At 71.8% G+C, this 26,220-nt stretch carries 30 protein-coding genes and 2 pseudogenes; 15 read left to right on the forward strand and 17 right to left on the reverse strand.

What is annotated here, in order from left to right; translation table 11 throughout:
* Positions 1-70: 70 nt before the first annotated feature.
* Positions 71-940: a L,D-transpeptidase family protein gene (locus AB0A69_RS15610; RefSeq protein ID WP_361420926.1), complete on the forward strand. Its 870-nt coding sequence runs from the start codon at positions 71-73 to the stop codon at positions 938-940.
* A 207-nt stretch (positions 941-1,147) separates the two neighbouring features.
* On the opposite strand, the gene AB0A69_RS15615 is transcribed toward AB0A69_RS15610, so the two are convergent.
* The 13 genes from AB0A69_RS15615 to AB0A69_RS15675 all read right to left on the reverse strand — a co-directional run bounded on the left by AB0A69_RS15615 (position 1,148) and on the right by AB0A69_RS15675 (position 11,679).
* Positions 1,148-2,344 carry a hypothetical protein gene (locus AB0A69_RS15615; RefSeq protein ID WP_361420929.1) on the reverse strand — a complete coding sequence of 399 codons (1,197 nt, stop codon included), beginning with the start codon at positions 2,342-2,344 and terminating at the stop codon, positions 1,148-1,150.
* Positions 2,344-3,006, reverse strand: a complete 663-nt coding sequence (locus AB0A69_RS15620; protein WP_361421652.1) for an RNA polymerase sigma factor — start codon at positions 3,004-3,006, stop codon at positions 2,344-2,346. Before AB0A69_RS15620 ends, AB0A69_RS15615 begins: the two co-directional genes overlap by 1 nt.
* Positions 3,007-3,274: 268 nt before the next feature.
* Entirely contained in the window at positions 3,275-3,796 is a 522-nt protein-coding gene (locus tag AB0A69_RS15625) for a hypothetical protein (protein ID WP_361420932.1), read from the reverse strand.
* A 162-nt stretch (positions 3,797-3,958) separates the two neighbouring features.
* Positions 3,959-4,723 carry a hypothetical protein gene (locus AB0A69_RS15630; protein ID WP_361420935.1) on the reverse strand — a complete coding sequence of 255 codons (765 nt, stop codon included), beginning with the start codon at positions 4,721-4,723 and terminating at the stop codon, positions 3,959-3,961.
* Positions 4,720-5,289 carry an RNA polymerase sigma factor gene (locus AB0A69_RS15635; RefSeq protein ID WP_361420937.1) on the reverse strand — a complete coding sequence of 190 codons (570 nt, stop codon included), beginning with the start codon at positions 5,287-5,289 and terminating at the stop codon, positions 4,720-4,722. Before AB0A69_RS15635 ends, AB0A69_RS15630 begins: the two co-directional genes overlap by 4 nt.
* 31 nt (positions 5,290-5,320) lie before the next feature.
* Complete coding sequence (locus tag AB0A69_RS15640; protein WP_361420940.1) at positions 5,321-5,788, reverse strand: hypothetical protein; 468 nt, start codon at positions 5,786-5,788, stop codon at positions 5,321-5,323.
* Positions 5,789-5,907: 119 nt separating this feature from the next.
* Positions 5,908-6,153 (reverse strand): DUF397 domain-containing protein, encoded by a 246-nt coding sequence (locus AB0A69_RS15645; protein WP_361420943.1) that lies wholly within the window; start codon positions 6,151-6,153, stop codon positions 5,908-5,910.
* Positions 6,150-6,974 carry a helix-turn-helix transcriptional regulator gene (locus tag AB0A69_RS15650; RefSeq protein WP_361420946.1) on the reverse strand — a complete coding sequence of 275 codons (825 nt, stop codon included), beginning with the start codon at positions 6,972-6,974 and terminating at the stop codon, positions 6,150-6,152. The genes AB0A69_RS15645 and AB0A69_RS15650 overlap by 4 nt, the downstream gene beginning before the upstream one ends.
* A gap of 116 nt (positions 6,975-7,090) precedes the next feature.
* Positions 7,091-7,399 carry a hypothetical protein gene (locus AB0A69_RS15655; RefSeq protein ID WP_361420949.1) on the reverse strand — a complete coding sequence of 103 codons (309 nt, stop codon included), beginning with the start codon at positions 7,397-7,399 and terminating at the stop codon, positions 7,091-7,093.
* 67 nt (positions 7,400-7,466) lie between these two features.
* Positions 7,467-8,534 (reverse strand): hypothetical protein, encoded by a 1,068-nt coding sequence (locus AB0A69_RS15660; protein WP_361420952.1) that lies wholly within the window; start codon positions 8,532-8,534, stop codon positions 7,467-7,469.
* Positions 8,535-8,667: 133 nt separating this feature from the next.
* Positions 8,668-9,246, reverse strand: coding sequence for a hypothetical protein (locus AB0A69_RS15665; RefSeq protein WP_361420955.1), 579 nt, complete (start codon positions 9,244-9,246; stop codon positions 8,668-8,670).
* Positions 9,247-9,348: 102 nt separating this feature from the next.
* Complete coding sequence (locus AB0A69_RS15670; RefSeq protein WP_361420957.1) at positions 9,349-10,023, reverse strand: DUF4328 domain-containing protein; 675 nt, start codon at positions 10,021-10,023, stop codon at positions 9,349-9,351.
* Between the two features lie 63 nt (positions 10,024-10,086).
* Positions 10,087-11,679, reverse strand: coding sequence for a glycoside hydrolase family 20 protein (locus AB0A69_RS15675; protein WP_361421655.1), 1,593 nt, complete (start codon positions 11,677-11,679; stop codon positions 10,087-10,089).
* A gap of 376 nt (positions 11,680-12,055) precedes the next feature.
* Here AB0A69_RS15675 and AB0A69_RS15680 point away from each other — a divergent pair, with 376 nt between their 5' ends.
* The 9 genes from AB0A69_RS15680 (at position 12,056) to AB0A69_RS15720 (ending at position 19,961) form a co-directional block, all read left to right on the forward strand.
* Positions 12,056-12,613, forward strand: a complete 558-nt coding sequence (locus AB0A69_RS15680) for a 2-oxo-4-hydroxy-4-carboxy-5-ureidoimidazoline decarboxylase (RefSeq protein ID WP_361420960.1) — start codon at positions 12,056-12,058, stop codon at positions 12,611-12,613.
* Between the two features lie 146 nt (positions 12,614-12,759).
* Positions 12,760-13,140, forward strand: coding sequence for a succinate dehydrogenase, cytochrome b556 subunit (gene sdhC / locus AB0A69_RS15685; protein WP_361420963.1), 381 nt, complete (start codon positions 12,760-12,762; stop codon positions 13,138-13,140).
* 8 nt (positions 13,141-13,148) lie between these two features.
* A complete protein-coding gene (locus AB0A69_RS15690; protein WP_361420966.1) occupies positions 13,149-13,628 on the forward strand; it encodes a succinate dehydrogenase hydrophobic membrane anchor subunit in 480 nt (159 codons plus the stop codon).
* 22 nt (positions 13,629-13,650) lie between these two features.
* Positions 13,651-15,405, forward strand: coding sequence for a succinate dehydrogenase flavoprotein subunit (gene sdhA / locus AB0A69_RS15695; RefSeq protein ID WP_361420969.1), 1,755 nt, complete (start codon positions 13,651-13,653; stop codon positions 15,403-15,405).
* Positions 15,405-16,169, forward strand: coding sequence for a succinate dehydrogenase iron-sulfur subunit (locus tag AB0A69_RS15700; RefSeq protein WP_361420972.1), 765 nt, complete (start codon positions 15,405-15,407; stop codon positions 16,167-16,169). Before sdhA ends, AB0A69_RS15700 begins: the two co-directional genes overlap by 1 nt.
* Positions 16,170-16,263: 94 nt before the next feature.
* On the forward strand, positions 16,264-16,770 hold the full coding sequence (locus tag AB0A69_RS15705) for a hypothetical protein (RefSeq protein ID WP_361420975.1): 507 nt from the start codon (positions 16,264-16,266) through the stop codon (positions 16,768-16,770).
* A gap of 131 nt (positions 16,771-16,901) precedes the next feature.
* Positions 16,902-18,092, forward strand: a complete 1,191-nt coding sequence (locus tag AB0A69_RS15710) for a cytochrome P450 (protein ID WP_361420978.1) — start codon at positions 16,902-16,904, stop codon at positions 18,090-18,092.
* A gap of 13 nt (positions 18,093-18,105) precedes the next feature.
* Positions 18,106-18,297 (forward strand): ferredoxin, encoded by a 192-nt coding sequence (locus AB0A69_RS15715; protein WP_361421658.1) that lies wholly within the window; start codon positions 18,106-18,108, stop codon positions 18,295-18,297.
* Between the two features lie 155 nt (positions 18,298-18,452).
* Entirely contained in the window at positions 18,453-19,961 is a 1,509-nt protein-coding gene (locus AB0A69_RS15720) for a DUF4246 domain-containing protein (protein ID WP_361420981.1), read from the forward strand.
* A 31-nt stretch (positions 19,962-19,992) separates the two neighbouring features.
* Here AB0A69_RS15720 and AB0A69_RS15725 read toward each other — a convergent pair whose 3' ends face one another.
* On the reverse strand, positions 19,993-20,238 hold the full coding sequence (locus tag AB0A69_RS15725) for a hypothetical protein (RefSeq protein ID WP_361420984.1): 246 nt from the start codon (positions 20,236-20,238) through the stop codon (positions 19,993-19,995).
* 117 nt (positions 20,239-20,355) lie between these two features.
* Here AB0A69_RS15725 and AB0A69_RS15730 point away from each other — a divergent pair.
* The 4 genes and pseudogenes from AB0A69_RS15730 to AB0A69_RS15745 all read left to right on the forward strand — a co-directional run.
* Positions 20,356-20,643, forward strand: a pseudogene (locus tag AB0A69_RS15730) (hypothetical protein); the annotation flags it as partial.
* A gap of 45 nt (positions 20,644-20,688) precedes the next feature.
* Positions 20,689-21,096 carry a hypothetical protein gene (locus tag AB0A69_RS15735; RefSeq protein ID WP_361420987.1) on the forward strand — a complete coding sequence of 136 codons (408 nt, stop codon included), beginning with the start codon at positions 20,689-20,691 and terminating at the stop codon, positions 21,094-21,096.
* A gap of 7 nt (positions 21,097-21,103) precedes the next feature.
* Positions 21,104-21,529, forward strand: a complete 426-nt coding sequence (locus AB0A69_RS15740; RefSeq protein WP_361420990.1) for a DCC1-like thiol-disulfide oxidoreductase family protein — start codon at positions 21,104-21,106, stop codon at positions 21,527-21,529.
* An 11-nt stretch (positions 21,530-21,540) separates the two neighbouring features.
* Positions 21,541-22,371 carry a TetR family transcriptional regulator gene (locus AB0A69_RS15745; RefSeq protein WP_361420993.1) on the forward strand — a complete coding sequence of 277 codons (831 nt, stop codon included), beginning with the start codon at positions 21,541-21,543 and terminating at the stop codon, positions 22,369-22,371.
* Here the strand turns inward: AB0A69_RS15745 and AB0A69_RS15750 are convergent.
* Both AB0A69_RS15750 and AB0A69_RS15755 read right to left on the reverse strand, forming a co-directional pair.
* Positions 22,337-23,767, reverse strand: coding sequence for a metallophosphoesterase (locus tag AB0A69_RS15750; protein ID WP_361421661.1), 1,431 nt, complete (start codon positions 23,765-23,767; stop codon positions 22,337-22,339). The two genes, AB0A69_RS15745 and AB0A69_RS15750, sit on opposite strands and share 35 nt — an antisense overlap.
* A gap of 18 nt (positions 23,768-23,785) precedes the next feature.
* On the reverse strand, positions 23,786-24,037 hold the full coding sequence (locus AB0A69_RS15755; protein ID WP_355363835.1) for a hypothetical protein: 252 nt from the start codon (positions 24,035-24,037) through the stop codon (positions 23,786-23,788).
* 94 nt (positions 24,038-24,131) lie between these two features.
* On the opposite strand from AB0A69_RS15755, the pseudogene AB0A69_RS15760 reads away from it, so the two are divergent.
* Positions 24,132-25,352 (forward strand): annotated as a pseudogene (locus AB0A69_RS15760) (D-alanyl-D-alanine carboxypeptidase); the annotation flags it as partial.
* Here AB0A69_RS15760 and AB0A69_RS15765 read toward each other — a convergent pair.
* Entirely contained in the window at positions 25,315-26,217 is a 903-nt protein-coding gene (locus tag AB0A69_RS15765; protein ID WP_361420996.1) for a YihY/virulence factor BrkB family protein, read from the reverse strand. The pseudogene AB0A69_RS15760 and the gene AB0A69_RS15765 overlap by 38 nt on opposite strands.
* Positions 26,218-26,220: the final 3 nt, after the last annotated feature.

Genomic DNA, 26,220 nt, shown 5'->3' on the forward strand with positions numbered 1-26,220 from the left:
GCGGTGCACAACCAAGCACGCCCGGGAAGCATCAAGTAGGTGCCACGTCTGTTCTTCCCGGGGGGCTTTCATGCACCGTACGTCCGTCATACGCAGAGTGCTGCCGTCTCTGGCCGCCGTCGCCGCCGTCACGCTGGCCGCCGCGGGGTGCACGGCGCAGGCGGTGGGGGCCGCCGCGCCGTCGTCCTCGCCGTCGCCCACAGCGCCGTCCGCACCGTCCACACCGTCCGCGAGCTCCACGCCCTCGCCGTCCACGCCGTCCACGCCGGCGTCACCGTCCGCCTCACCGGCGACACAGGCACCGAAGCCCAAGGTGATCATGGCGAAGGGGGCGGAGAGCGAGCAGGTCCGCGAGCTCCAGGCGCGTCTGCGCCAGGCCGGGCACTTCGACCGGAGCCCCACCTCCTTCTACGGCTCGATGACCGTCAAGGCGGTCTCGTCGTTCCAGCACAAGCGCGGTCTGCCCGCCACCGGCTCGGTCGACGAGGCGACCTGGAACAAGCTGGTCGCCCAGACCCACAAGCCGACGGCCGACGAGCTGCGCCCGCCGACCACGAACGAGCTGGACACGCCGGACGCGCGCTGCATGACCGGCCGGGTGCTGTGCATCAGCAAGGAGAGCCGGACCCTCGCCTGGATGATCGACGGCAAGGTCGTCTCGGCGATGGACGTCCGCTTCGGCTCGGAGAACACGCCGACCCGCGAGGGCACCTTCAGCGTCGGCTGGAAGGCGAAGGACTGGGAGTCGACGATCTACCACACGCCGATGCCGTACGCGATGTTCTTCAGCGGCGGCCAGGCGGTGCACTACTCCTCGGATTTCGCGGCGCGCGGCTACAACGGGGCCTCGCACGGCTGCGTCAACGTCCGGGACAAGGGGAAGATCGCGGCGCTCTTCGACCAGGTGAAGGTCGGCGACAAGGTCGTCGTCCACTGGTGAGCGGGACCGGGCCCGGGAGGGTCTGAGGGAGAGAGGGCGCGGGCGGGACCGGGGGAACGTGTCCCGCCCGCGCCATATGCGCTGAGCCGTAGGTACGGGGGGAACCCCGGCTCTTCTAGCGCTGCCGATGACCAGTCGGCTCACTTAGTACTGCGCCGGGCGGCTCGAAAACGTCACACCCTCGCCGAAATTTTTTTAAAGCGCAGGTCAGAGCGTGGAAGTCGGCGCCGCTACGGGGATGAGCGGGACCGCCGGGAGGGGCGTGCCGGGTGCGGCCGCGCGGCCCTTGCCACCACCCTTGCCGGCGCCTTTGCCGCCGCCCTTGCCGACACCGTCACCCTTGCCGGCACCGCCCTTGCCACCACCGTGACCGCCGCTGCCCTTGCCACCGCCGTGACCGCCGCCGGTCCCGCCGTCGCCGGCGTCCTCGTCGCCGCCGCCCGCCGTCCCGCCCTCGCGGCCGCGCGTGTCGGTGCCCAGCACCTTGTCGCAGAACGTCTTGACGCTCTCGCCCTTGGCCGCGAGCTCCAGATACCGGCGCTTGTCGTTGTCGAGCCGGCCCTGGCGGTAGTCGTGGCACGCCTCTGCGGTGCGCGCGTACCAGGTGCCCTTCTCGCCGGTACCGGCCGTACCGCCGACGTCGGGGACGCCGGTGCCCGGCCCGGCGCCGCCGGTGCCGGACGCGTCGCCGCTGCCCGCGGAAACGTTGTCGCCGCCCGCGCCGGGCCCCTCCGGTGCCGGAGACCCCGGCAGGGACGGCGGGGGCGTCTCGCCCGTGGACGGCGGCATTGCGCCCTCATCGCCGGGTGCGCTGGGTGAGGCCGAGCCCGGCCCCGCGCTCGTACCGCCGTCCTCCGACGCGTCGGAGGGGGTCAGCGGCCCGGGCGTCGCCGCCGAGGCGGACGACGAGGCGGGCAGCGGCTTGCGGTCGTCGCCGAGGACGGGCAGGACGCCGGTGCTCGCGGCGACGGCCACACCGCCGACGGCCAGCCCGGCCACCGACGCGGCCAGCCCCCAGCGCAGCGGCCGCGTCCAGCGGCCCCGCACCTGGTTGCGCGGCGCCGGCGCCCTGAGCCGTACGGCCCCGAGGTCGGCGCCGGCGGCCCTGGCGGACGGGGAGGACGGGGAGGACGGGGAGGACGGGGAGGAGAACGCGGCGGACGTGCCGGCGGACTTCGCCATCCGCTCCACCCGGGCCTCTCGGAAGGCGGCGAGCGCCGCCTCCTCCCCCGGGATCGGCGCCGGGGGCGCCGGAGCCACCGTCTCGGCCCGTATCGCTTCCAGTGCCTCGGTCAGCCGTCGGACCTGCTCGCGCGCGTGATCGTCGACAGGGTCGACCGGTTCGCCACGCAGCAGCCGCTCCGCCGCATCCTGATCGAGCCACTCATCCCGCTCGTCGGCCATCACATGTCCTTCTGCGTCCACGAGCGCCAATGCGTCACACCCGTACGCGCCACCGACCCGCGGTGCGGCCCCGGTTGGGGCGGTACGGCCCCCAGCGGCGCAGCCGCGTCCGCGTCCGCGCCCATCAGCTCCGCCAGTCGCTTGAGCCCGCGGTGGGCGGCGGTGCGGACGGCGCCGGGGCGCTTGCCGAGGGTCTTGGCCGCGCTCTTGGCGTCCAGTCCGACGACGACACGCAGGATGACGGCCTCGGCCTGGTCCTGCGGGAGTTGGGAGATCAGGTTCATGGTGTGGCCCGTGGCCAGGGATTCCATGGCCTCATCCGCCGTGTCGGACTCGGCCGGTTTGTCGGTGAGTTCCGTTTCGTCGCCGCCGACGGCGGGGCGCCGCCCCCGCATCCGCAGGTGGTCGAGCGCGCGGTTGCGGGCGATACGCGCCGCCCAGCCGCGGAAGCGGTCGGCGTCGCCGCTGAACCGGTCGAGGTCACGCGCGATCTGGAGCCAGGACTCGGAGGCCACATCCTCCGCGTCCGCGTCTCCGACCAGCGTGCGTATATAGCCGAGCAGCCGCGGGTGCACGGCGCGGTACACAGTCCGGAAGGCGTCTTCGTCCCCGTCCTGCGCCGCGAGCACCGCGGCGGTCAGCTCCGCGTCGTCCCCCAGCACTCCCACAACCCGTTCGTCTTCGCGGTCGGCCACCACCGCCGCTCCGCCCAGCGCGCAGCAGCACGCTACGTGGTCCTGCGGCTTTACGTCCATGTCTTGTACAGCCTGCAACATCACACTGACAGACCGGGGTGTGACAGAAACCGCACGCGTGGCGCTGATAGGAGTACGGGGCCGTACCGCGGACCCGTGGACGGCGACCGGGGCCTCTCCTGTGGGGGGTGGCGGCCCCGGTCGTCGCTCCGTCTTTCCGGCTCTCAGGCCCTTCCTAGTCCTGCAGGGCGGAGCGCATGTGGCGATGGTCACCGAGAGACCGGCGGCGCATCCAGGGGACCCAGCAGCAGAACGCGATCACGCTGACCGCGAAGACCAGCGGCAACGCCCATGAACCGCCGACCGCGCCGAGAACCAGCAGGCCCACCGCGACCAGCCCCATGAAGCCCAGCCAGTACGGTAGCCACCTGCCCGCGCGCTCCAGCCGTCCGAGTTGCTGGTCGACCAGACGGCGCATGGCCGCCCGCTCCCCGGGGTCGGTCGGCACCTCACGGTGCCTGACCTTGCGGTTGAGCTCGGCGAGTCGGTCCGGGTCGGTGCCGACCGCGCGGGCGGTCTTGCGCCGCTGCGCGGCGATGACCGCGACCGCGACCGCGGTGTACAGCACGCCCTGAACCACCCACCAGACCGGATGCTCTTCCCGGTCGACCGCGGCCCGGACTCCCAGCACCACCAGAAAGATCAATAACGCCTGCGCGATCAGGCTTCGGTCGAGCCAGCGCTTGAAGGCGTGCACGGCACCTACCTCCTCAGGGATGAGCGGCTTACCGCCGCCACTCCCCAATACCCCGGCGAACGCGGCCTATTGGCGGTGCTCGCGTGTGCCGTACGGCCGCGAGAGGGCCCGCGGCCCGCGGCGCGGCGCTCATCCGCCGCACCGCACCCTGCGTGTCCTCCGTCAGGGCCGCTTGTCGCCGCCCGCCGGCTTCCCGCCGCTCCGGCCCTCGCCGCCGGTGTCGCCGCCGCTGTCGCCGCCGGTGGCCGTACCCTCGCCGCCGCTCGCCGCGCCCTTGGCGGGCTTCGCCGCAGGCCCGGTATCGGCTCCGGACCCGGACCCGGCCGCAGCCCCGGACCCGGACCCGGACCCGGAGCCGGATCCGGTCTGCGGCTGCCCCGCCTTCCGCTCGTCGTCGCCCGTCGCCGGCCGGTCCCCGTCCTCCCCGGCCTCCTGGGTCTCGCCGGGGCGCGTCGCCTCCGGCGTACCCATCGACGGTGTGGGCGACGCGCCCGACCGCCCGGGCTCCTGCTCCGTGAGCGGCGGCGCGGGCACCTCGCGCGGGGCCGTCGGCACCGACGAGGGCCGGGGCACCGAGCCGCCACGGCCGCCGTCCCCGTCCCCGTCGCCGAACGGCGTGCGGATCGCACCCGTCTGCGCGGCCACCGCGACCCCGCCCAGCAGCACCGTCGCCGCCAGGCCCATGGCCGCCGCCCGCAGCGAACGGCGGCGCCGCACCTCGGTGCGGCCCGGCCGCCAGTCATCACGCCGCCGGGCCCCGCGGACGCCGTGGGCGTGTGCGTGTGCGTGGCCACCCGCGGCACGCGCGGCACGGAAGGCCGCGAGCGCCTGCTCCTCGCGGACCGGATCGACGGCGTCGTCGCCTCTCATGGCGGCCGCCCACAGCGCTGCCGCCGCCTCCGGCGGCTCGTCCGGTTCCCGTCTCATCGCCTTGCTCCGCCCTGCGCCAGTCGCCCGGCGAGTCTCCGCAGTCCTCGGTACGCGGCGGTGCGCACCGCTCCCGGCCGTTTGCCCAGGACCCGCGCGGTGGCGGGCCCGTCGAGCCCCACGACGACCCGCAGCAGGACCGCTTCGGCCTGGTCGCGCGGCAAGCCGCGGATCAGCGCGAGCGCCTGCTCGGTCGACAGGGTCTCCAGCGCCGAGGCGGCCGTGTCCTGGCCGCCCGGCATGTCCAGTACGTCCTGCTCGATCAGCGTCGTGCGAGGGCTGCGCCGCTGCTTGCGCAGGTGGTCGAGCGCCCGGTGACGGGCGATCGTCGCGGTCCAGCCCCGGAAACCGGCTCCGTCGCCACGGAACCGCCCGAGGTCGCGGGCGATCTCCAGCCACGCCTCGGCGGCCACGTCCTCGGCGTCGTCGCCGACGAGCCCGCGCACGTAACCGAGCAGTCCCGGATGGACCAGCCGGTACGCCCGGGCGAAGGCGTCCTCGTCGCCGCGCTGGGCGCGCTCGACGGCAGCACCGAGCTCCGCGTCGTACGCGTCGTACGCCCCCACACTTCCCTCTTCGTGCCGACCGTTCCCCCTCCTAGCTCTGCGTGCGCGCGCCCGGAAGTGTCACAGCGGCCACCTTCCGGCCCGCCCGGCGGCCGTGCAGCATCAGGTAGAACCGCTGCACGGACTCCTCCGGCCCCGCCTCGAACCGGTTCACCACCTTGCCGAGCGGGTTCCAGACCCGCCCGTCGGGCATGCGGATGCCGAGGGGCTGCCCGAAGTACGCGCGCTGGTGCTCGTCGAAGTCCACCCACCGCGCCCCCGCCCGGCGCACGATGACCTCGCCGGTGTACGCCCCGAGCCCCCGCAGCACCGCCTCGACCCGCTCCCGCTCCGGCCGGTCGCGCCGCAGCCCGTCCACCATGAAGTCGACGAGCCGCAGGCTGGCGACGCTGTAGTCGAGCGGCAGCTGCCGGTTGCGCGCGGTCAACCGCGCGACGAAGCCCGCCACGTGGGCGCGGACGTCCTGGGCGCCGGGCAGTGTGCTGAAGTCTCCCTGCATGTGAGACCAAGCGACGGCGGGGGCGGAAGCGTCACACGGGCAGCACGCAGCACCGCCGCCCACCTGGCGGGTGGACGGCGGTGAATGGCGCTGAACAGCGCTGTGCGGCGGGCCGGACGTCAGCGCGCGGTCGCGTACGAGACGAAGGAGGACCAGGCGCCGGGCGCCAGGGCGAGCTGGGGGCCGGAGGGAACCTTGGAGTCGCGGACGTGGATGGTGGAGGGGCAGGCGGCGACCTCGACGCAGTCGTCGCCGTTACCGCCGCTGTAGCTGGACTTGTGCCAGGAGAGGGCGACCTCGACGCAGCTGTCACCCGATCCGCCGCTGTAGCTGCTCTTGAACCAGACCAGTTCGTTGGTGCTCATAGCGCTCCTCGCAGTCGCGTCAGCAGGCCCCTGGAATCCTCAGGGGTGAGGGCCTGCGACCGCAGTTTCCCATAGCGCATCTGCAGCACGCTGATCGTTTTGGAATCGGCGATGAACTGCCCGTGCTCCTGCCCCTCCAGGTACGCGAGCCACTGGTGATCCGGCGTCTCCGCCATCTGCATCGGCCCATCCAGCCCCGCGTGATGTCCCCGCGCCAGCGGCAGCACCTGCAAGTCCACGTTCCGGAGCTCCGTCACCTCCAGCACATGGTCCAGCAGCCCCCGCGTGACCTCCACGCCGCCCACCTCGTGGCGGAAGAGGTGCTCCTCGATGATGAAGCTGTACGCCGTGTTCGGCCGGTCCCGCAGCAGGGCCTGGCGCTCCTGCCGGGCCGCGAGCTGCGCCTCGATCTGTTCGTCGCTCAGCGGCGGCAACTGCCCGCGGAACAGCACCCGCGCATACGCCTCCGTCTGCAACAGCCCCGGCACGACCCTCGGTTCGTACGTGTCCAGGCTCAGCGCCGACGCCTCCAGCAGCGCCCACTTGCGGAACCAGACCGCGAGGCCCGGCTTCCGGGTGAGGTGCCGGTACGCCTTGCGCAGCGCGCCGAAGGCTTCGAGGACCTCCTCGGCCTTGTCCACGAACTGCCGGGTCGGGAAGCGTCTGCCCTGCTCGACGGAGGCCAGGTAGTGCGCCGAGTAGCCCAGGAGGGGCGCCAGCGACTCCTGGGTGTGGCCCCTGTTCTCGCGGAAGGCCTGGAGTACGGCGCCGAAGGTCTTGAGACTCTCGGACGGTTCGGGTTCGGTGGTGCTCTCTGTCATCCGGTGACCCCCGGGTCGTTCGCGCGGTGTCCACCCCCGTGGCGAGTCACCCATGTTCACAGACCGTGACGCGGACCGTCCACTCTTCGCGCTCGTACAGTCACGGACTGTACGGGTCAGTCGTCGCCCCGTACGGGCTCGGCCCACGCCGCGTACCCCAGCACCGGCTGCTCCCCTTCGGCGAGGTCCACGCGCACCCTCAGCCCGTAGTGGATGCGGTAGGCGAGGCCCTCCACGTCGACGAGGCCGCACTCCGTGCCGCCGTCGTGCGGCTCGCGGAAGCCGGTGGACTCGGCCACGTCCCAGCCGGCTTCGCGGGCGCGGTACACCCACTCCTGGTACGCCTCTTCGTTCCCGCCCGTGTCGGGGTCGGTGTCGCCGACCCGGACGACGATCTCCACGGGGTCCAGCCGCCGCCGCGCCATGCGCGTCGCACCTCCCGCCGTACAGGGCCTGTCCCACCTGTACGACGGGTCCCCCGCATCAGCGGGCCTACGCGGTGCCGCCCTCGGGCAGCTCCTCCGCCGTGAAGCCCTCCTCCGGGAAGTCCTCCTCCGAGAACTCCTCGTCCTGCATCATGGCGCCGGCGAAGCCGCTCATCACCTCGTCGAGGTTCAGCTCGGTGGCTCCGGCCGGGGCGGTCGGCTTCTCGCCCGAGCTCATCTTGAGGACCAGGCCGAACTTCTTGACCTTGGCGTTCTCCGCGAGCTTGGCGAGGTCGACGTACACCTCGGTCAGCTCGCCGTTCTTGAGCGTGAAGTCGGCCGAGGCCTTCTCGTTGGGGAGCTCCTTGAGCTCCTTCTCCGTCGGCAGCTCCTGCATGCCCGGCGGCAGGTCCTTCTCGAACTTGCGGACCTGGTTGATCAGGTCGGTGACCAGCGTGCGGAAGGGCGCCACGGCGGTGATGTGCTCGGTGCCGTCCTTGTCGCCGGCGGTCTTGAAGTCCACGTCGCGGGCGAAGACGCCGCGCAGGGCCTCCAGGAGCTTCTTCTCCGTCTTGGCGTCGAGGGAGGGCTCCGGAGAGGGCTTTCCGGCCGTGTCCGGGTTCAGCTCGGACTGCGCCTCCTCCATCTCCTTGGTGCTGATCTTCACCCACTTCCCTTCGAGCGCCTGCTTGAGCGCCCCGGCCTCCGGGGGCAGCTCGTCAGCGGTCGGCAGGGGCGCGCCGAAGGCCTTCGAGAGGGCCTTCGTGTCGCTGCGGAAGTAGGCGTAATCGCCGACGAGCCGGTACTCGATGAGGTCGCCGTCCGGGTTGCTCACCTTCATGGCCATGCCGACGAGGTCCTTCTCGTCGGCGGATTCGGCCAGCGGCTTCTTCGACTCCACGGTGAAGGAGACCTTCGCGCCGCTGAGCAGGTTCGCCGCCTCGTCGGGCAGGGGCTCCTCGCCGGGCTCGCGGTCGGAGGACTCGTCCAGCGCCTTCAGGGTGGCGGCGTCGGCGTCCAGGTCGAGTTCGAACGAGAGCGACTTCTCCTTGCCGAGCTTCTCGAAGGCCTTGTCGAGCTTCTGTCCGGCGGAGAGCTGCTCCACCGTCCCGCAGGCGGTCACGCCCGCCAGCACGGCGGTGGCGATGGCGGTGGCGGTCAGGGACTTGCGTATGGCTGAAATGATGGTCTCCTCGTCAGTGCGATCACCCTGTGATCACCCAGAAGACTCACCATGCGGCCAAAGAGTTGCCTCCCTCAAGTGATTTCTACGCGGTACGCGCGCGGCGGGAGACGACCGCGCGCAGTACCCGCTGCCCCTCGGCGGAGAGGTCCCGGGCCAGGCGCAGCCCGCCCGGGCCGCCGGTGACGAGGAGCTCCAGAACCCGGATCTGGCGCCGCAGTTCGCCGCTCACCAGGGGCCCGGCGCCGTCGGTCACGCCCGCCCGGTAGCGCTCCGGCGCGCCGGTGGAGGCGGGCTCCAGGTCCTGGTGGAGGGCGAGCGCCGTGCGGGAGCAGGCGTCGGCCCACGCGTGGAGCGGTGTCCGGGCCCACGCCGAGGGCGCGTCGTCGAGCATCGTCCGTACGAGCGCGCCGGTCGCGTCGGTCGGGGTGCCGCCCTCCGCCACGGCCTGCCGGGCCTCGGCGAGCCGGTGGTCCCAGCCGTCCTCACCGCGCGCGACGGCGGCCCACAGGGAGCGGAGGACCTCGGCGGCGGGCGCCGGGGCGAGGAGGGGGAGGCAGCGGTCGAGGCAGGCCAGCGCGGACCCGGCGAGCGCGCGCTCGTCGGCCCGCGCCATCAGCTCCACCAAGGAGGGGGTCGTGCTCGTGCTCGGGTGAGTACTCATGGGGGTCGTCTCCCGTCGCGGTCGCGGTACTCCCCTTACTGCGCCGCCCGTCCAGAAATCGTCACTCGCGGTGTACGCGAAAGATCGTTTCCGCAACCGCGCTCACACGGCGGCCGGCGCGAGCACGGGTCCGTACTGCGCCTTCGCGTCCTGCATCGCCGTCAGGCGGCGTACGACGACGATGGCGAGGACCGCCGCCACGGCGTCCGCGACCTCGGAGACGGCCAGCGCCTCGCACGCGGTCACGAACTCCGACGCCCGGTCGGCGTCGTCGTACGCCCTGGTCGCGAGGGCGTCGACGAACCCCGAGAACAGCCACACCAGCCACCACCCCATGACGAGGGTGGGCCGCTCGCCCTTCCCGTACGCGGCGTACGGGTCGCGACGGCTCGCCCGCCAGGTCTGGCGGGCGATCTTGCAGGGGATGACGACGTTGGCGATGGGGATGAACCAGGCACCGATCGCCCAGCCGGGGCCGCTGCCGAACATGTCCGGCGCGAACACGCCGGCGTTCACCCGCACCCGGTGGAACCAGAGGATGAAGACCACGGCGGTGGCGAGGAAGGACAGCGACTCCAGCACACCGGCCCCGCTCATCAGGACGTCGGCCCCCACGCCTTCCACGGTGGCGCGCGGTTGCCCGGCGGCCACCTGCCCCTGCATCAGGCGGCGCACTTCGAGATCGGCGTAGAGGGCGTAACAGTCGACGGCGATGACGACACCGAGCAGCGCGACCACGGCGCGACTCAGGCCGATGGGCGAACGAAGGACGGACACGCGGACCCCCCGGGGTACGGAACGCGCCCCCGATCCGAGGGCGCACCGCACCTTAAGCGTCCGTCAGCCGAGCCTGCCCGCCAGGGTCCTGAACGCCTCCCAGGTCAGCGGGGGTTTGTCGGGGTCCCAGAGCTTCTGGGCGGTCGCGCGCAGCGGCATGCGGATGCCGGCCGCCACCTGGTCGGCGGTCTGCGCGTTCGCGAGGTCGCACCAGATGGCGAAGCTGCCGCCGAGGATCTGGCCGGCGTAGCGCGCCGGGACGGGGGTGGTGCCGCGGACGACCAGCGGGGTCCACTCCTGGTAGATGCGGCTGCCGGTGGGGTACGTGAACTGGTTCGGCTCGCCGAGGACGTAATAGAGGTACTCGTCGTTGTAGTTGATCAGCCGGCGGCCCTCCTGGAGGTACTCGACCGGCGGGCGTGCGCCGATCTCCTTGCCCGTCCAGTAGGCGACGTCGACGTCCTTGGCGGGCGTCACCACGCCGCCGGGGAAGAACCCGTCGTTCCAGGCGCGCATCCGCTTGCCGGTGGGCCGCACCACCGCCGCCCGGTCGTTGAGCCAGCCGGTGGCGAGGTCCTGCACGCGGGCGTTCGCGCCGTACTTGCGGCGGGCCTCGGCGGCGAGGCCCGGGTACGACGCCTCGGGGTTCCGCGCCATCAGCGCCACGTACTCGTCGGCGCCGAGGTGCCAGTACGCGCCCGGGAACAGCCCCGCGTACTCGCGCAGCAGCTCGTCGACGATGCGGGCGGCGGCCGGGTTGGCGATGTCGACCGCGCCGCGCGGCGTCGAGCCCTGCGCGCTGCGCAGCTGGAGCGAGGGGTGGGCGGCGATGACCGCGCCGAGGTGGCCGGGCGAGTCGATCTCGGGCACGACCTCGATGTGCAGGCTCCGGGCGAGCGAAACGATCCGCCGCACCTCGGCCTTGGTGAGGTGCTCGCGGGCGACCACCTCGGGGTGCGAGGACGACTCGATGCGGAACGCCTGGTCGTCGGAGAAGTGCAGGCCCAACTGGTTCAGCTTGAGGTCGGCCATCTCGCGCAGCCGCGCCTCGATCCACGCGGCGCTGAAGTGCTTGCGGGCGATGTCGACCATGAGGCCGCGCTGCGGCTTGCCGGGCCGGTCGCGGATGACGCCCTCCGGCACGGCGCCGCCGGAACGCAGCGCCTGCTTCAGGGTCCGCGTGCCGTAGAAGACACCCGCCTCGTCGGGTCCGCTGATCCGTACGCGGTCGTCGCGGGCGGTGAGCGTGTACGACTCGGCGCCGCCGCTCTGCCCGGTCCGCAGCGCCAGCTCGACGTCCCCGGCGCGGGCCGCCGCCTCGCCCCGGTACGCCACCTTGAGCTCGCCGGCGAGGAGCCGCGCCTCGTCGGCGAGGACGCCGCTGCCGCGCGCGACGACGACGGCGCTCCCGGCCCGGGGCTTCCAGCCGGGGCCGCGCGCGGGCTCGTGGTCGCGTACGGCGGGGATGGTGCGGGGCTCGGAGGAGAGCGGGTAGCTCCGCGTGGGGGTGGGTGAGGGCGACGGGGTCCTCGACTTCGGGGGTGTCGGGGTCCCGGGCTGCGCCCGGGTGGCCCCGGTGGTGCCGGCGGCCCCGCCGTCGCCGTCCGCGCACCCCCCGAGGGCGAGCGCCACGACGACCACCCCGACCAGCCCCACCCCCCAGCGCGGCACCCGCCCGTTACGGCGCGCGCCACGCCCGAGGGCCGTACCGGGAGTACCGGGACCGCCGGAAGGATCGGAGCGTCGGGACGCGCCCGCGTCGGCGGGCGGGCCGGCGGGCAGAGGCCGGGTCCCGCCCCCGCCGGCGGGGGCCGTCAGGTCAGCGGCCGCACCGCCGCCGGAAGCGTCCGTCGAGGGCCACGTCAGGTGCCGAGTCACGCCGCTCACGCGACCATCTCCTGTCGCATTCGTCCAGCATCTCCACGGAAACTCTCCCGTCCGGGTGAAGTTCTTGCATCTCTCGGACACCTCCCGCTCACCCTGTGTAACGTTGTGACCACCCCTCACACCTGTCCCGTTCGAGGAGCCCACGATGGCCGCCGAATCCACCGCAGGCACCCCGAAACGGCCGCTCGCCATACCCGGCGCACGCCCCGCGGCCGACGGGCTCGCCCGGTTCAACGCCGCCCCGCGCCGGGACGCCGAGGCCGCGCTGCTCGCCTGCTGCGGCAGCCCCCGCTGGGGGCGGCGGGTCGCGGCGCACCGGCCGTACCCCACGCTCGACGCGCTGCTCGCCGCCGCGGACGAGGCGGGGTACGACCTGTCGGCCGCCGACCTGGTCGAGGCGCTCGCCGACGAGGCCCCGCCCGTGCTGCCGCCCGGCACGCCCGCGGCCGCGCACACCGCGCTGGAGGCCGCCCACGCCGCGTACCAGCAGCGTTTCGGGCACGCCTTCGTGATCTGCCTGGACGGCTACCGCCCCGAGGAGCACGTCGACCAGGTGCTGGCCGGAATCCGCTGCCGGCTGGGCCACGCACCCGACGAGGAGCGTGCCGTCGCCGCCGACGAGCTGCGCCGTCTGGCTCGCGCCAGATTGTCCCGCCTTGTGGCGGATTGTGGGCGCCCGGGTAGCCCGTACGTGCTCGTTTGATTGCCTGTTTGATCACACTGGCGGACCCCGCGCGAGCGAACCGACAAAGCGTCGCTACGATGACCGGGGCCGGTGGACCGTACCCGGCCGGGCCAGACCGACAGAGAAGCCGGCCGGCCCCAATCCCGCTCCCGGAGGGTTTTTCCGTGCCGGCTGGAACGCTGTACCGCGGCCGGGAAGGCATGTGGTCGTGGGTGGCTCATCGAGTCACCGGCGTCCTCATCTTCTTCTTCCTGTTCGTACACGTACTGGACACCGCTCTCGTCCGCGTCTCGCCCGAGGCCTACGACGATGTCGTCGCCACGTACAAGACGCCGCTCGTCGCGCTGCTGGAGTACGGCCTCGTCGCGGCCATCCTCTTCCACGCGCTCAATGGTCTCCGTGTCATCGCCGTGGACTTCTGGTCCAAGGGCACCCGCTACCAGAAGCACATGCTCTGGACCGTGATGGTCGTCTGGGTGGTGCTGATGGCGGGCGCCATCTACCCCGTCCTCGGCCACGCCGCACGTGAACTGTTCGGGAGCTGACGCCAGAGATGTCCACTGATCTGACCAAGTCCGCGGTCGGTCCCGTCGAGGGCGTGAGCCTCTACGACGTCGACCACCCCGCCCCGCTGATCGAGCCGCCGCGCAAGCGCACCACGAAGACGCCGAAGTCGACGCGCGGCAACTTCGAGATGGCCGCGTGGCTCTTCATGCGCCTGTCCGGCGTGGTCCTCGTCGTCCTCGTCATCGGCCACCTGCTGATCCAGCTGGTGCTGGACGGCGGCGTCTCCAAGATCGGCTTCGCCTTCGTGGCCGGCCGCTGGGCGTCCCCGTTCTGGCAGGTCTGGGACCTGCTGATGCTGTGGCTGGCGATGCTGCACGGCGCCAACGGCCTGCGTACCGTGATCAACGACTACGCCGAGCGCCCGAACACGCGCCTGTGGCTCAAGGGCCTGCTGTACACCGCCACGGTGTTCACCATCCTTCTGGGCACGCTGGTGATCTTCACCTTCGACCCGAACATCCGCTAGGCACGGGGCTGAGGAAATCCGCATGAAGATCCACAAGTACGACACCGTCATCGTCGGCGCCGGCGGCGCGGGCATGCGCGCCGCCATCGAGGCGACGAAGCGCAGCCGTACCGCCGTGCTGACGAAGCTCTACCCGACCCGCTCCCACACGGGCGCCGCGCAGGGCGGCATGGCCGCCGCGCTGGCGAACGTGGAGGAGGACAACTGGGAGTGGCACACCTTCGACACGGTCAAGGGCGGTGACTACCTGGTCGACCAGGACGCCGCCGAGATCCTGGCGAAGGAGGCCATCGACGCCGTCCTCGACCTGGAGAAGATGGGCCTGCCGTTCAACCGGACCCCGGACGGCACCATCGACCAGCGCCGCTTCGGCGGCCACTCCCGCAACCACGGCGAGGCCCCGGTCCGCCGGTCCTGCTACGCCGCGGACCGCACCGGCCACATGATCCTCCAGACGCTGTACCAGAACTGCGTCAAGGAGGGCGTGGAGTTCTTCAACGAGTTCTACGTCCTGGACCAGCTGATCACCGAGGTCGACGGCGTCAAGAAGTCCGCCGGTGTGGTCGCCTACGAGCTGGCCACCGGCGAGATCCACGTCTTCCAGGCGAAGGCCGTGATCTACGCGTCCGGCGGCACCGGCAAGTTCTTCAAGGTGACGTCGAACGCGCACACCCTGACCGGTGACGGCCAGGCCGCCTGCTACCGCCGTGGCATCCCGCTGGAGGACATGGAGTTCTTCCAGTTCCACCCGACGGGCATCTGGCGCATGGGCATCCTGCTCACGGAGGGCGCCCGCGGTGAGGGTGGCATCCTGCGCAACAAGGACGGCGAGCGCTTCATGGAGAAGTACGCGCCCGTCATGAAGGACCTGGCGTCGCGTGACGTCGTGTCCCGGTCCATCTACACGGAGATCCGCGAGGGCCGCGGCTGCGGCCCCGAGGGCGACCACGTCTACCTGGACCTGACGCACCTGCCGCCGGAGCAGCTGGACGCCAAGCTCCCGGACATCACCGAGTTCGCGCGTACGTACCTCGGCATCGAGCCGTACACGGACCCGATCCCGATCCAGCCCACCGCGCACTACGCCATGGGCGGCATCCCGACCAACGTGATGGGTGAGGTCCTCAGCGACAACACCACCGTCGTGCCGGGCCTGTACGCGGCCGGCGAGGTCGCGTGCGTGTCGGTGCACGGCGCCAACCGCCTGGGCACCAACTCGCTGCTCGACATCAACGTCTTCGGCAAGCGGGCGGGCATCGCCGCCGCCGAGTACTCGGCGAAGGCCGACTACGTCGAGCTGCCGGACGACCCCGCCTCCTTCGTCCAGGAGCAGGTCGAGCGGCTGCGCAACTCCACCGGCACCGAGCGGGTCTCCGTACTCCGCAAGGAGCTCCAGGAGACGATGGACGCCAACGTGATGGTGTTCCGCACCGAGCAGACGATCAAGACCGCGGTCGAGAAGATCGCGGAGCTGCGCGAGCGGTACAGGAACGTGGCGATCCAGGACAAGGGCAAGCGGTACAACACCGACCTGCTGGAGGCCATCGAGCTGGGCAACCTGCTCGACCTGGCCGAGGTCATGGCCGTGTCCGCCCTGGCCCGCAAGGAGTCGCGCGGCGGTCACTACCGCGAGGACTACCCGAACCGCGACGACGTCAACTTCATGCGCCACACCATGGCGTACCGCGAGGTCGGCGACGACGGCACCGAGACCGTCCGCCTCGACTACAAGCCGGTCGTCCAGACCCGCTACCAGCCGATGGAGCGTAAGTACTGATGGCTACCCCCGTCATGGACAAGGACGAGGCGGTGGCCAAGTCGGCCGCCTCGCCGTACATCACGGTCACTTTCCGGATCCGCCGCTTCAACCCGGAGATCTCCGACGAGGCGCAGTGGCAGGACTTCCAGATCGAGATCGACCCGAAGGAGCGCGTGCTCGACGGTCTCCACAAGATCAAGTGGGACGTCGACGGCTCGCTCACCTTCCGGCGCTCCTGCGCGCACGGCATCTGCGGCTCCGACGCGATGCGGATCAACGGCAAGAACAGGCTCGCCTGCAAGACGCTGATCAAGGACATCAACCCGGAGAAGCCCATCACGATCGAGGCCATCAAGGGCCTGACGGTCCTCAAGGACCTGGTCGTGGACATGGAGCCGTTCTTCCAGGCGTACCGCGACGTGATGCCGTTCCTGGTCACCAAGGGCAACGAGCCGACGCGTGAGCGGATCCAGTCCGCCGAGGACCGCGAGCGGTTCGACGACACGACCAAGTGCATCCTGTGCGCCGCGTGCACGTCGTCCTGCCCGGTGTTCTGGAACGACGGCCAGTACTTCGGTCCGGCCGCGATCGTCAACGCGCACCGCTTCATCTTCGACTCGCGTGACGAGGCCGGGGAGCAGCGGCTGGAGATCCTCAACGACAAGGACGGCGTGTGGCGCTGCCGCACCACGTTCAACTGCACGGAGGCCTGCCCGCGCGGTATCGAGATCACCAAGGCGATCCAGGAAGTCAAGCGCGCGCTGATCACGCGTCGCTTCTGACCCTCCGCCACGCCTGACGCACCGTCAGAGGGCCCGTTTCTGTACGCTCTTCCGTACAGGAACGGGCCTTCGTGGTTGTCAGGAACGGGGACAGATGAGCGAGCCGAATCCGTACGCGGGCGGGGAGTACAGGGACGGGGAGTACACGTGGGGCCCGGCGCACCCCCCGGGGGCGCCCGGGTACGGATACCCCGGCGGCGCGCCGGGGTACGGCTACCCGCAGCACCCGTACCCGCCGGTCCCCACCGGCGGTGCGGGGGCGCCCCTGCTGTCCATCGGTGACATCACCGTCCTGCCGGACTCGATCGTGACGCCCGCCGGGACCATGCCGCTCAAGGGCGCGGTGTGGAACGCCACCGACATGTCGCGCACCGAGGAGCGGATCCCGACGCACGCGGTCGTGCTGGCGGTCGTCTTCGCCGTGTTCTGCCTGCTGGGGCTGCTGTTCCTGCTGATGAAGGAGAAGCAGACGGTCGGCTTCATCCAGGTCACGGTCAGCAGTGGCGGGCGGTACCACTCCACGATGATCCCGGCGACGGGCCCCGAGACGTTCCCCCTCGTGATGGGCCAGCTCAACTACGCGCGCTCGCTCAGCGTGTAGCGACCGGCCCCTTCGGCCGTTCCGGTGGATTGGCCGAACTGCGCGTAGACCTATTAGGTGCCTCGGGCATGTAGTGGAGATCGGTACGGAGCACGACCGCTCCGTCGCCGATACACGCTTGTGAGGCCACCATGACGGAAACCGTCTCGTTCCCTCAGGACCGCACCTGCCCCTACCACCCGCCCACCGCCTACGCACCGCTGCGCGAGGCGCGGCCGCTGTCCCGGGTCACGCTCTACGACGGCCGCTCGGTGTGGGTCGTCACCGGACACGCGGCCGCGCGCACGCTGCTGACCGACCAGCGCCTGTCGACCGACACCACGCACAAGGCGTTCCCCCTCCCCTCGGAGCGCTTCGCCGCCGTACGCGACCAGCGCCGTGCCGCACTGCTGGGGTACGACGACCCGGAGCACAACGCCCAGCGGCGCATGCTCATCCCCGGCTTCACGCTCCGGCGGACGGCGGAGCTGCGACCGCGCATCCAGGCGACCGTGGACGAGCTGCTCGACGCGATGGTCGAGCAGGGGCCGCCGGCCGAGCTGGTGTCGGCGTTCGCGCTGCCGGTGCCGTCCATCGTCATATGCGACCTGCTCGGTGTGCCGTACGCCGACCACGACTTCTTCGAGGCGCAGTCGCGCCGGCTGCTGCGGGGCCCGACGGCCGAGGACACCACGGAGGCCCGCGATCTGCTGGAGGGCTACCTCGGCGAGCTGGTTGACCGCAAACGCGCCAATCCCGGGGACGGCGTCATCGACGACCTCGTGGCGCAGCAGCTCGCGGCGGGGCACCTCGACCGGCAGCAGGTCGTGGACCTGGCCGTGATCCTGCTCGTCGCCGGTCACGAGACCACGGCGAACATGATCTCGCTGGGTACGTACACCCTGCTCCGCCACCCGGAGCAGCTGGCCGAGCTGAAGTCCGACCCGGGGCTGATGCCGGCGGCCGTGGAGGAGCTGCTGCGGTTCCTGTCGATCGCGGACGGGATGCTGCGGGTGGCCACGGAGGACATCGATGTCGACGGGGCGACCATCCGGGCGAACGACGGTGTCGTCTTCTCCACGTCGGTCATCAACCGCGACACGGCCGCGTACGCCGACCCCGACACGCTGGACTGGCACCGCTCGGCCCGCCACCACGTCGCCTTCGGCTTCGGCATCCACCAGTGCCTGGGGCAGAACCTGGCGCGCGCGGAGATGGAGATCGCGCTCACCTCCCTCTTCGACCGGCTGCCGGGGCTGCGGCTGGCGGCACCGGCGGAGGAGATCCCGTTCAAGCCGGGCGACACGATCCAGGGGATGCTGGAACTCCCCGTGACCTGGTGAGTTGATGTCCGGTATGCGAATCTCCATCGACAAGGACGTCTGCATCGGAGCGGGCCAGTGCGCGCTGACGGTGCCCCGCGTCTTCACCCAGGACGACGACGGCTTCGGCGAGCTGCTGCCGGGCGCCGAGCACGGCGCCGGCGAACCCCTGGTCCGCGAGGCGGCCCGCGCCTGCCCGGTGCAGGCGATCACCGTCTCGGACTAGTCCGCCCGCGCTCGTCCGTGCTCACCGGCCCGTCGGCCGGGGCCCGTCACCAGGGGCTCCGGCCGACGGGCCGGACGGCCGTGCCCCGCCGTTGTGGTGTCGGTGCGCCGGGCTATCCTTCCCGGACTGCTCACCGACCGTAGGGATGACCAGAGTTGTCCGGCCTCTCCGCCTTTCCGCTGCCCTTTCAAGCCTCGCGTTCCATAGCCTTCGCGACACCCCGGACGCTGCGGGAGCTGCAGATGATGGAGTGCAGCGCCCACATCCGGGCGAAGCCGGGGTGGTTCGACAAGATGCACGACGCCGGCATCGTCGCGCGGTGGACGCGGGAGGCGGTCGCCCAGGGGCTCACCGAAGCGCAGGTCCGGTACGTGCTCGCGGAACTCGGGCACTACGCCGCGCTGCGGGACGGGCGGACCGGCATCGAGGTGTCCGCCGTCGACGGGGTGTGGCAGTCGGACACGCTGGTCGACGACGAGCTCACGTCCCGGCTGCGCGAGGCGGTCCGGGTCCTGGAGGAGGTGCCCGAGGCGGAACGGGACTGGCATCCGGGTTCGGACGGACAGGTGCTGGACCTGGTGCACCCCTCGCTGTTCTGCCTGGTGCGAGAGGTGAGCGGGGGGCCCGAGTGGGCCTGGAAGAACCCGACGGACCGCTACTCGAAGCACGAGTTCTCGGAGAGGTTCCAGTGGCTGCCCACGGACGTCGACGTCAGTGACGAGGGCGGCGCCGCCTTCCGTTCGTACGTCAACAACGTCCACCCCGAGACCCATCACGCACTCGCCGCCGTCTTGCCGGACGTCTTCGCGCGCATGCTGCCGCTGTGGGAGAACGTGCTCACCGACCTGCGCCATCCGCGACCCTTGCGGATCAAGGCCGATCCTTACGGGTGGTACGGCTCGGAACCGGAGTTCCCGGACCCGTCCTCCTCCGGTGACGCCGCGGCCCGTGCGGAAGCCGTACGCGCGTGGGAAAAGGCCCAGGACGGCTGGTGGGAGAACCGCCGCCCGGTCGTGCCGGACGCGCCGGACTTCACCCCGCCCGAGCTGCCCGGCGAAGCCGCCCGGGTCGACCTGCGCGGCCGCCGCCTCCAGGTCATCGTCAAGCTCGCCACCATTCACCTCACCCCGGAGAAGCCCGAGTACGCGGGCGGCTCCTGGCACGTCGAGGGGATGCTGAACGAGCGGATCGTCTCGACCGGCATCTACTACTGGGACAGCGAGAACATCACCGAGAGCCGGCTGAGTTTCCGCGCGGCGCTCAACGACCCGGACTACGAACAGAACGACGACGCGGGGATGCGCGAGGTCTACGGCCTGGAGAACGAGGACGCGCTCAACCAGGTGCTGGGATCGGCGGCGACGCCGGCGGGTCGCTGCCTGGCGTTCCCGAACATCCTGCAACACCGCGTCGGCTCGTTCCGCCTCGCGGACCCCACCCGCCCGGGGCACCGCAAGATCCTCGCGTTCTTCCTGGTCGACCCCTCGACGACGATCGTCTCGACCTCCGACGTCCCGCCGCAGCAACCGTGGTCCGCCACCTCCACGATGACGCTCGAGCAGGCGAAGGCGTACCGCGAAGAGCTCATGCGGGAGCGCAAGTTCTTCGTGGCCGAGCACAACGACCAGGTCTACGAGCGGGAATTCTCCCTCTGCGAACACTGACCGACGGCTTGGGTGAGGGCCCGCTCGGCCCTCACGGGGTCAGGGCCCGGGGAGCTTCGGGCTCCCGGGCCGCCCCTTCGTCCTTCCGGGGGTGGGGCCGCTCGGCGAGCAGCATGATCCGGCGCAGCATGTCGTTGAGGCTTCCCCGTTCGCTCTCGCTGAGCACGCCGAGCAGCCGGTACTCCTCGTGGCCCACCGCGTCCATCGCGCCCCGCCAGGTCGCCCGGCCTTCGGCGGTGAGCTCGGCGATGACGCGTCGGCGGTCTTTGCCGATCACGCCACCCTCTCCACCACCGCCTCATCCCCTGCGCACGCGCCCCTTTCAACTCCTGTTCGCCGGACGGGCCCTGTCCCTCACGGGTGACGCCGTCATCCCGGCCGCGCGCGCCAGATGGGGCTCGGCTTCCTGACGCCGATATGGCAGACCACCGTCCAGCGGGCCGTACCGCCGCACGCGCTGGCCCGCGTCACGTCGTACGACTGGCTGCTCTCGCTCGCCGCCATGCCGCTCGGGTACGCGCTCGCGCCGCCCGCCGCCGTGCTGTGGGGGCCCGAAGTGCCGCTTGTCGCCGCGGCGCCGACCGTGGCGGCCCTGTGCGCCGGCACGGCTCCGGTGCCGGGGGTGCGGCGCGTGACGGGGGTCACCGACCCCCGCGTTGAACGTGTTCAAACAGAGGTCTAGAGTCAGTCCTGCCAGCTTTTGAACGCGTTCAAGGGAGGGTGGGGCATGGACCTCACTGTCGTCGCGTATGTCGTCTACCTGCTGATCAGCGTCGCGCTCACCATCTGGGTGGCGCGCACCCTCAGCCGAAACGGGCGGATCTTCCTCGCTGATGTGCTGAAGGGCGACGAGAAGCTCGCCGAGGCCGTCAATCACCTGCTGGTTGTCGGCTTCTACCTGGTCAACTTCGGCTTCGTCGCCCTCTACCTCAGCCAGGACGAAGCCGTCACCGACGCCCGGCACCTGTTCGAGGCGCTCTCGGTCAAGCTCGGGGTCGTGCTGCTCGTGCTCGGCGTGATGCACCTGGGCAATGTGTACGTGCTCAACAAGATCCGCCGACGCGGGGCCATGGAGCGCCAGGTGGTGCCGCCGGTGCCGCCGCAGGGCTGGACCGCGCCCACTGCGCGCTGGTGAGCCGGCCGTGGCGACCGACCGGGTGGCACCGTCCACCCCCGTGAAGCGGCTGACCGTGCTGTACGACGCGCAGTGCCCGCTCTGCGTCCACCTGCGGCACTGGCTGCTGCGCCAGCCGCAGCTCGTCCCGCTGGACCTGGTGCCCGCCGCCTCCGAGGAGGCGCGGCGCCGGTTCCCGGGGCTGGACCACCGGTCGACCCTGAACGAGATCACCGTCGTCGGGGACGCCGGGCAGGTCTACCGCTCCACCGCCGCCTTCATCGTCTGCCTCTGGGCGCTGGCGGAGCACCGGCCGAAGGCCCACTGGCTCGCCACCCCGGCCGGCCTGCCGTTCGCCCGGGCCACCGTCCTCGCCGCCGCCAAGTGGCGTGCGTCGACGGCCGGGAGCGGCTGCGAGGGCGGGCGGTGCGGGGTGCCGGGGACGCCCGGTTAGGCTCGGTCACCGTGATGGACGAGAAGGACGAGAAGCGCAAGAAGGACGGGACCGACGTGACGGCCGAGGCCAGCGCACCGGAAGCCAGGGGCGCGAAGGCGGGCCAGGCGGGCCAGGCGGCCAAGGCGCCGAAGGCGCCGAAGGCGAAGGCTCCGCGCAGTGAGCAGACGCGCACCCTCATCCTCGAGACCGCGCTCCGGCTCTTCCAGGAGCGCGGTTACGACAAGACGACGATGCGGGCCATCGCCCAGGAGGCCGGCGTCTCCGTCGGCAACGCGTACTACTACTTCTCGTCCAAGGAGCACCTCGTCCAGGGCTTCTACGACCGGCTGGCCGCCGAGCACGAGGTGGCGGTCCAGCCGGTCCTCGCGGGCGACCGGGAGCTGGCCGTCCGCATCCGCGACTCCCTGCTGACCTGGCTGGACGTCGCGGAGCAGTACCACCGCTTCGCCGCCCAGTTCTTCAAGAACGCCGCCGACCCCGAGAGCCCCCTCAGCCCCTTCTCTCCCGAGTCGGTCGCCGCGCGCGAGGCCGTGATCTCCATCCACCGGCGGGTGCTCTCCGGCTCCGACACCAAGACCGCGCCCGAGCTGGAGGAGTTCCTCCCCCACCTGATGTGGCTGATGCACATGGGCCTGGTGCTGTACTGGGTGTACGACCGCTCGGACCGCGCCGAGCGCAGCCGCCGCCTCGTCGAGCGCACCGCGCCCATCGCCGCCCGCGCCATCGCGCTCTCGCGCTTCCGGCTGCTGCGGCCCCTGGTGCGTCAGGCGCACGAGGTGCTGGAGGAGTTCCTGCCGGGCGGTGTCACGCCTGCTTCGAAGCCAGCTCCACCAGCGTGATGTCCGAGGGTGCGCCGACCCGTACCGGCGGCCCCCAGGCCCCGGCGCCGCGCGACACGTACAGCTGCGTGTCGCCGTACTGTTCGAGCCCGGCGAGGGTGGGGTTGGCGAGGTCCGCGAGGACGTTGCCGGGCCAGAGCTGACCGCCGTGCGTGTGGCCGGACAGCTGGAGGTCGACCCCGTGCCGTACGGCGTCGTGGATGACGACCGGCTGGTGCGCCAGCAGCACGGCGGCGCGGGCCCGGTCGCGGTCGCCGAGGGCGCGTACGAAGTCGGGGCCGTCACCGTAGTTCTCGCCGGCCACGTCGTTGACCCCGGCCAGGTCGAAGCCCGCGATCTCGACGCGCTCGTTGCGCAGCGGGCGCAGCCCGAGCTCGCGGACGTGGTCGACCCACTCCTCGGCGCCGGAGAAGTACTCGTGGTTGCCCGTCACGAAGAAGGAGCCGTCGCGGGCGCGGAGCCGCGCCAGCGGCTCGGCGGCGGGGCCCAGGTTCTCCACGCTGCCGTCGACGAGGTCGCCGACGACGGCGACGAGGTCGGGCTGGGTGGCGTTGATGGCGTCGACGATCCGCTGGGTGTGGGCGCGCCCCAGGATGGGCCCGAGGTGGATGTCGCTCACCACCGCGATCCGGTACCCGTGCGCGCTCCGCCCCAGCTTGGCGAGCGGCACCGTCACCCGCTTGACGCGCGGTCCGCGCAGGACGCCGTAGGCGCCGTACCCGACGGTGCCCAGCGCGACGCCGGCCGCCGTGCCGCCGACGACACGCGAGACGAAGAGCCGGCGGGAGAGGGCCGCGGAGGACCCGGGGCCTCCCGCTCCGGACGCGGCGGGCTCGGCAGGCGCGGCGGGCGCGAGGGCTTCGGCGGGCACCGGCGGTGCTGCGGGTGCGGGCGCGAGTGCTTCGGGCGCGGCTGCCGGGGCTCCGGTGGAGTCCGCGGGCCGGGCACCTCCGGCACCGCCCGCGGCCAGAGCGGCTCCGGCGGCCATGGCGGTCCCGCAGACCCGGGGCAGAGCCGCTCCCGCCGCCTCCGCCGGCGCGGGCTCCGGCCGGACCGGGGGCTCGGCGGCCGCGGCACCCCGCGCCTCCAGCCACCGCCGCAGCAGCGGCCGCACCGCCTCGCCCACCACCAGCGCCAGCACCACGTACAGCAGCAGCGCCAGCCACAGGAAGCCCGGCCAGGCCAGCACGCGCTGGAGCCAGAACGGCGCGCCGGCCCGGCCCGCCGTCAGGGCGCCGAGCGACAGCAGCGGCAGCACCACCAGGGCGACCGTGCCCGCACGCCGCGCCAGGCTCCCGGGCAGCGTCACGTCGCGCACCAGGCACCGCCATACGTACCAGTGCACCGCGCCCAGCAGAGAGAGCACCACGACGATCGACACCACGACGAGCAGCACGGACACGGCCCCTACCCCCTAGGCGCGGCGTGAGCCGCGACGCAGTGCGCGGACGCCGCGCAACCCGATGACCCCGACCACCGTCCCCAGAACAAAGGACGTCACGGCGAGCAGCAGATGAACCCAGAAGTACGCCGTCGGGTCGCCCGCGTCGTCGAAGGCGAGTCCGCTCGCGTCCTTCCACAGGTTCTTGATGAAAGTGATCCAGATGACCCAGCTCCACACCCCGAACGCGAGCAGGAACCAGGAGGCGGAGCGGCTGAGCTTCATGGAGCCAGTATCGCCACCCCCGAAGGCGTGCCGTGCGCCGGGTGGGGTGTGGGTGGTAGCGCCAACCGCGAACGTGCCCTGTACGTTCTCGATCGTGTCAGCTCTGAAAAAGACCGCGTTGACGGTCACCGCCGCCGCGCTGCTCCCCGCCCTCACGGCTGTCCCCGCGTCGGCGGACACCAAGGAGGACAAGCAGCCCAAGCCGCCCGCGATCATGTCGACGGTCGGCGGCAAGGCGCTCGGCCGCCCGGGCACCCAGGTCAACCTGGCGCCCGGCGTACCGGTCCTCCCCAAGGAGGTCACGGGGCGCTCCTGGGTCGTCGCGGACGCGGAGAGCGGCGACGTGCTGGCCGCGCACAACGCGCACTGGCGGCTGCCCCCCGCCTCGACGCTCAAGATGCTCTTCGCGGACACGCTGCTCCCCAAGCTCGACAAGACGAAGTCGCACCTGGTGACGCAGCAGGACCTGGCGAAGGTGGGCGAGGGCTCCAGCCTGGTGGGGGTCAAGGAGAAGCAGACGTACACCGTCCACGACCTGTGGCTCGGCGTCTTCCTGCGCTCCGGCAACGACGCCGTCCACGTCCTGTCCGAGATGAACGGCGGCATCGCCCAGACCGTCAAGGACATGAACGCCCGCGCCGACGAGCTCCAGGCGCTCGACACCCACGTCGTCTCGCCGGACGGTTACGACGCCGAGGGCCAGGTCTCGTCCGCGTACGACCTCACCCTCATCGCGCGCAGCGGCATGCAGAAGAAGGACTTCAGGGAGTACTGCTCGACACCGCGCGCTCAGTTCCCCGGGGAGTTGAAGCCCGGGGACAAGAAGCGCGGGACGTTCGAGATCCAGAACACCAACCGGCTGCTCACCGGTGACCTCGGCGTCATGCCGTACAAGGGCATCGCGGGCGTGAAGAACGGCAGTACGACGCACGCCGGCGCGACCTTCACCGGGGTGGCCGAACGCAACGGCAAGGTGTTGCTGGTGACGGTCATGAACCCGTCCGCGAAGGAGAGCCACGCCGTCTACAAGGAGGCGGCACGGCTGCTGGACTGGGGTTTCGCGGCGGCCGGGAAGGTCCGGCCGGTCGGTGAGCTGGTGCCGCCGAAGTCGGCGCGTACGGGCAGCTCGGACACGCGGCAGATCGAGACGGGCAACGGCGAGGCGGCGACCAAGGCGCCGGTCGCCGCGTCCCAGACCGGCGGCGGCGGTGGCGCCGGGACCGCCCTGGCGGTGGCCGGCGGGGCGCTGGTGCTGCTGGCGGGCGCGGTGTTCCTGGTCAACCGCCGCTGGCCGCTTCCGGAGCTCGTACGCCGTCGTCGTCCGCCTCACTCAGGGAGCCGGTAGCCGTCCAGGCGGCGCAGTACAGCAGCAGCTTGGCGGTGAAGTTGATCCACAGCAGCAGCGCGACCGGCACGCCGAAGGCGCCGTACATCGACTTCGCCGCCACGCCGCTCATGTAGCCGCCGAGCAGCAGCTTCAGCGCCTCGAAGCCGACCGCGCCGATCAGCCCCGCGACGACGAGGCGGCGGCGCGGCGGCTCCACGCCGGGCAGCAGGGTCAGGACGTAGAGCAGGATCAGGAAGTCGGCGAGGACGGCGGCCGCGAGGGCGCCGGCCTGGAGGAGTACGCCGCCGGCGCCGCTCTCGGGGATGCCGAGCCGCTCGGCGGTCCAGCCGACGGCGGTGGAGCCGAAGGCGGAGGCGGCGAGCGAGGCGAGGCCGGTCGCGCCGAGGCCGACGAGGATGACGGCGTCCTTGCCCTTGCGGACGAAGGGGTTGCCCTCGTCGCAGTCGTCGATGCGCCACACCGCGCGCAGGCAGTCGCGCATGGCACCGACCCAGTTGATGCCGGTGAACAGCAGCACGGCGCCGGCGACCAGCCCGACGGTACCGGCGTTCGAGATGAGGGCGTTCAGGTCGAGCTGGTCGGAGATGCCGGGGACCTGCTCGGCGAGCGTGCCCTCCAGGCGGCGCACCTGCTCGTCGCTGAGGAGCGCCGCGCCGACGGTGGCAAAGACGGCGATCAGCGGGAAGAGGGCGACGAAGCTGACGAAGGTGATCGCGGCGGCGAGGCGCGTCCAGTGGACGCGGTCGAGGGTCTCGTACGAACGCCACGCGTGCGTCCGCATGAGACGCGCGGCCCACGGGCCGATGAGGGGAAGGTTGGTCAGCCAGTCCATGGG

This window comes from Streptomyces sp. NPDC045431 (assembly GCF_040646655.1).
GTDB lineage: Bacteria > Actinomycetota > Actinomycetes > Streptomycetales > Streptomycetaceae > Streptomyces.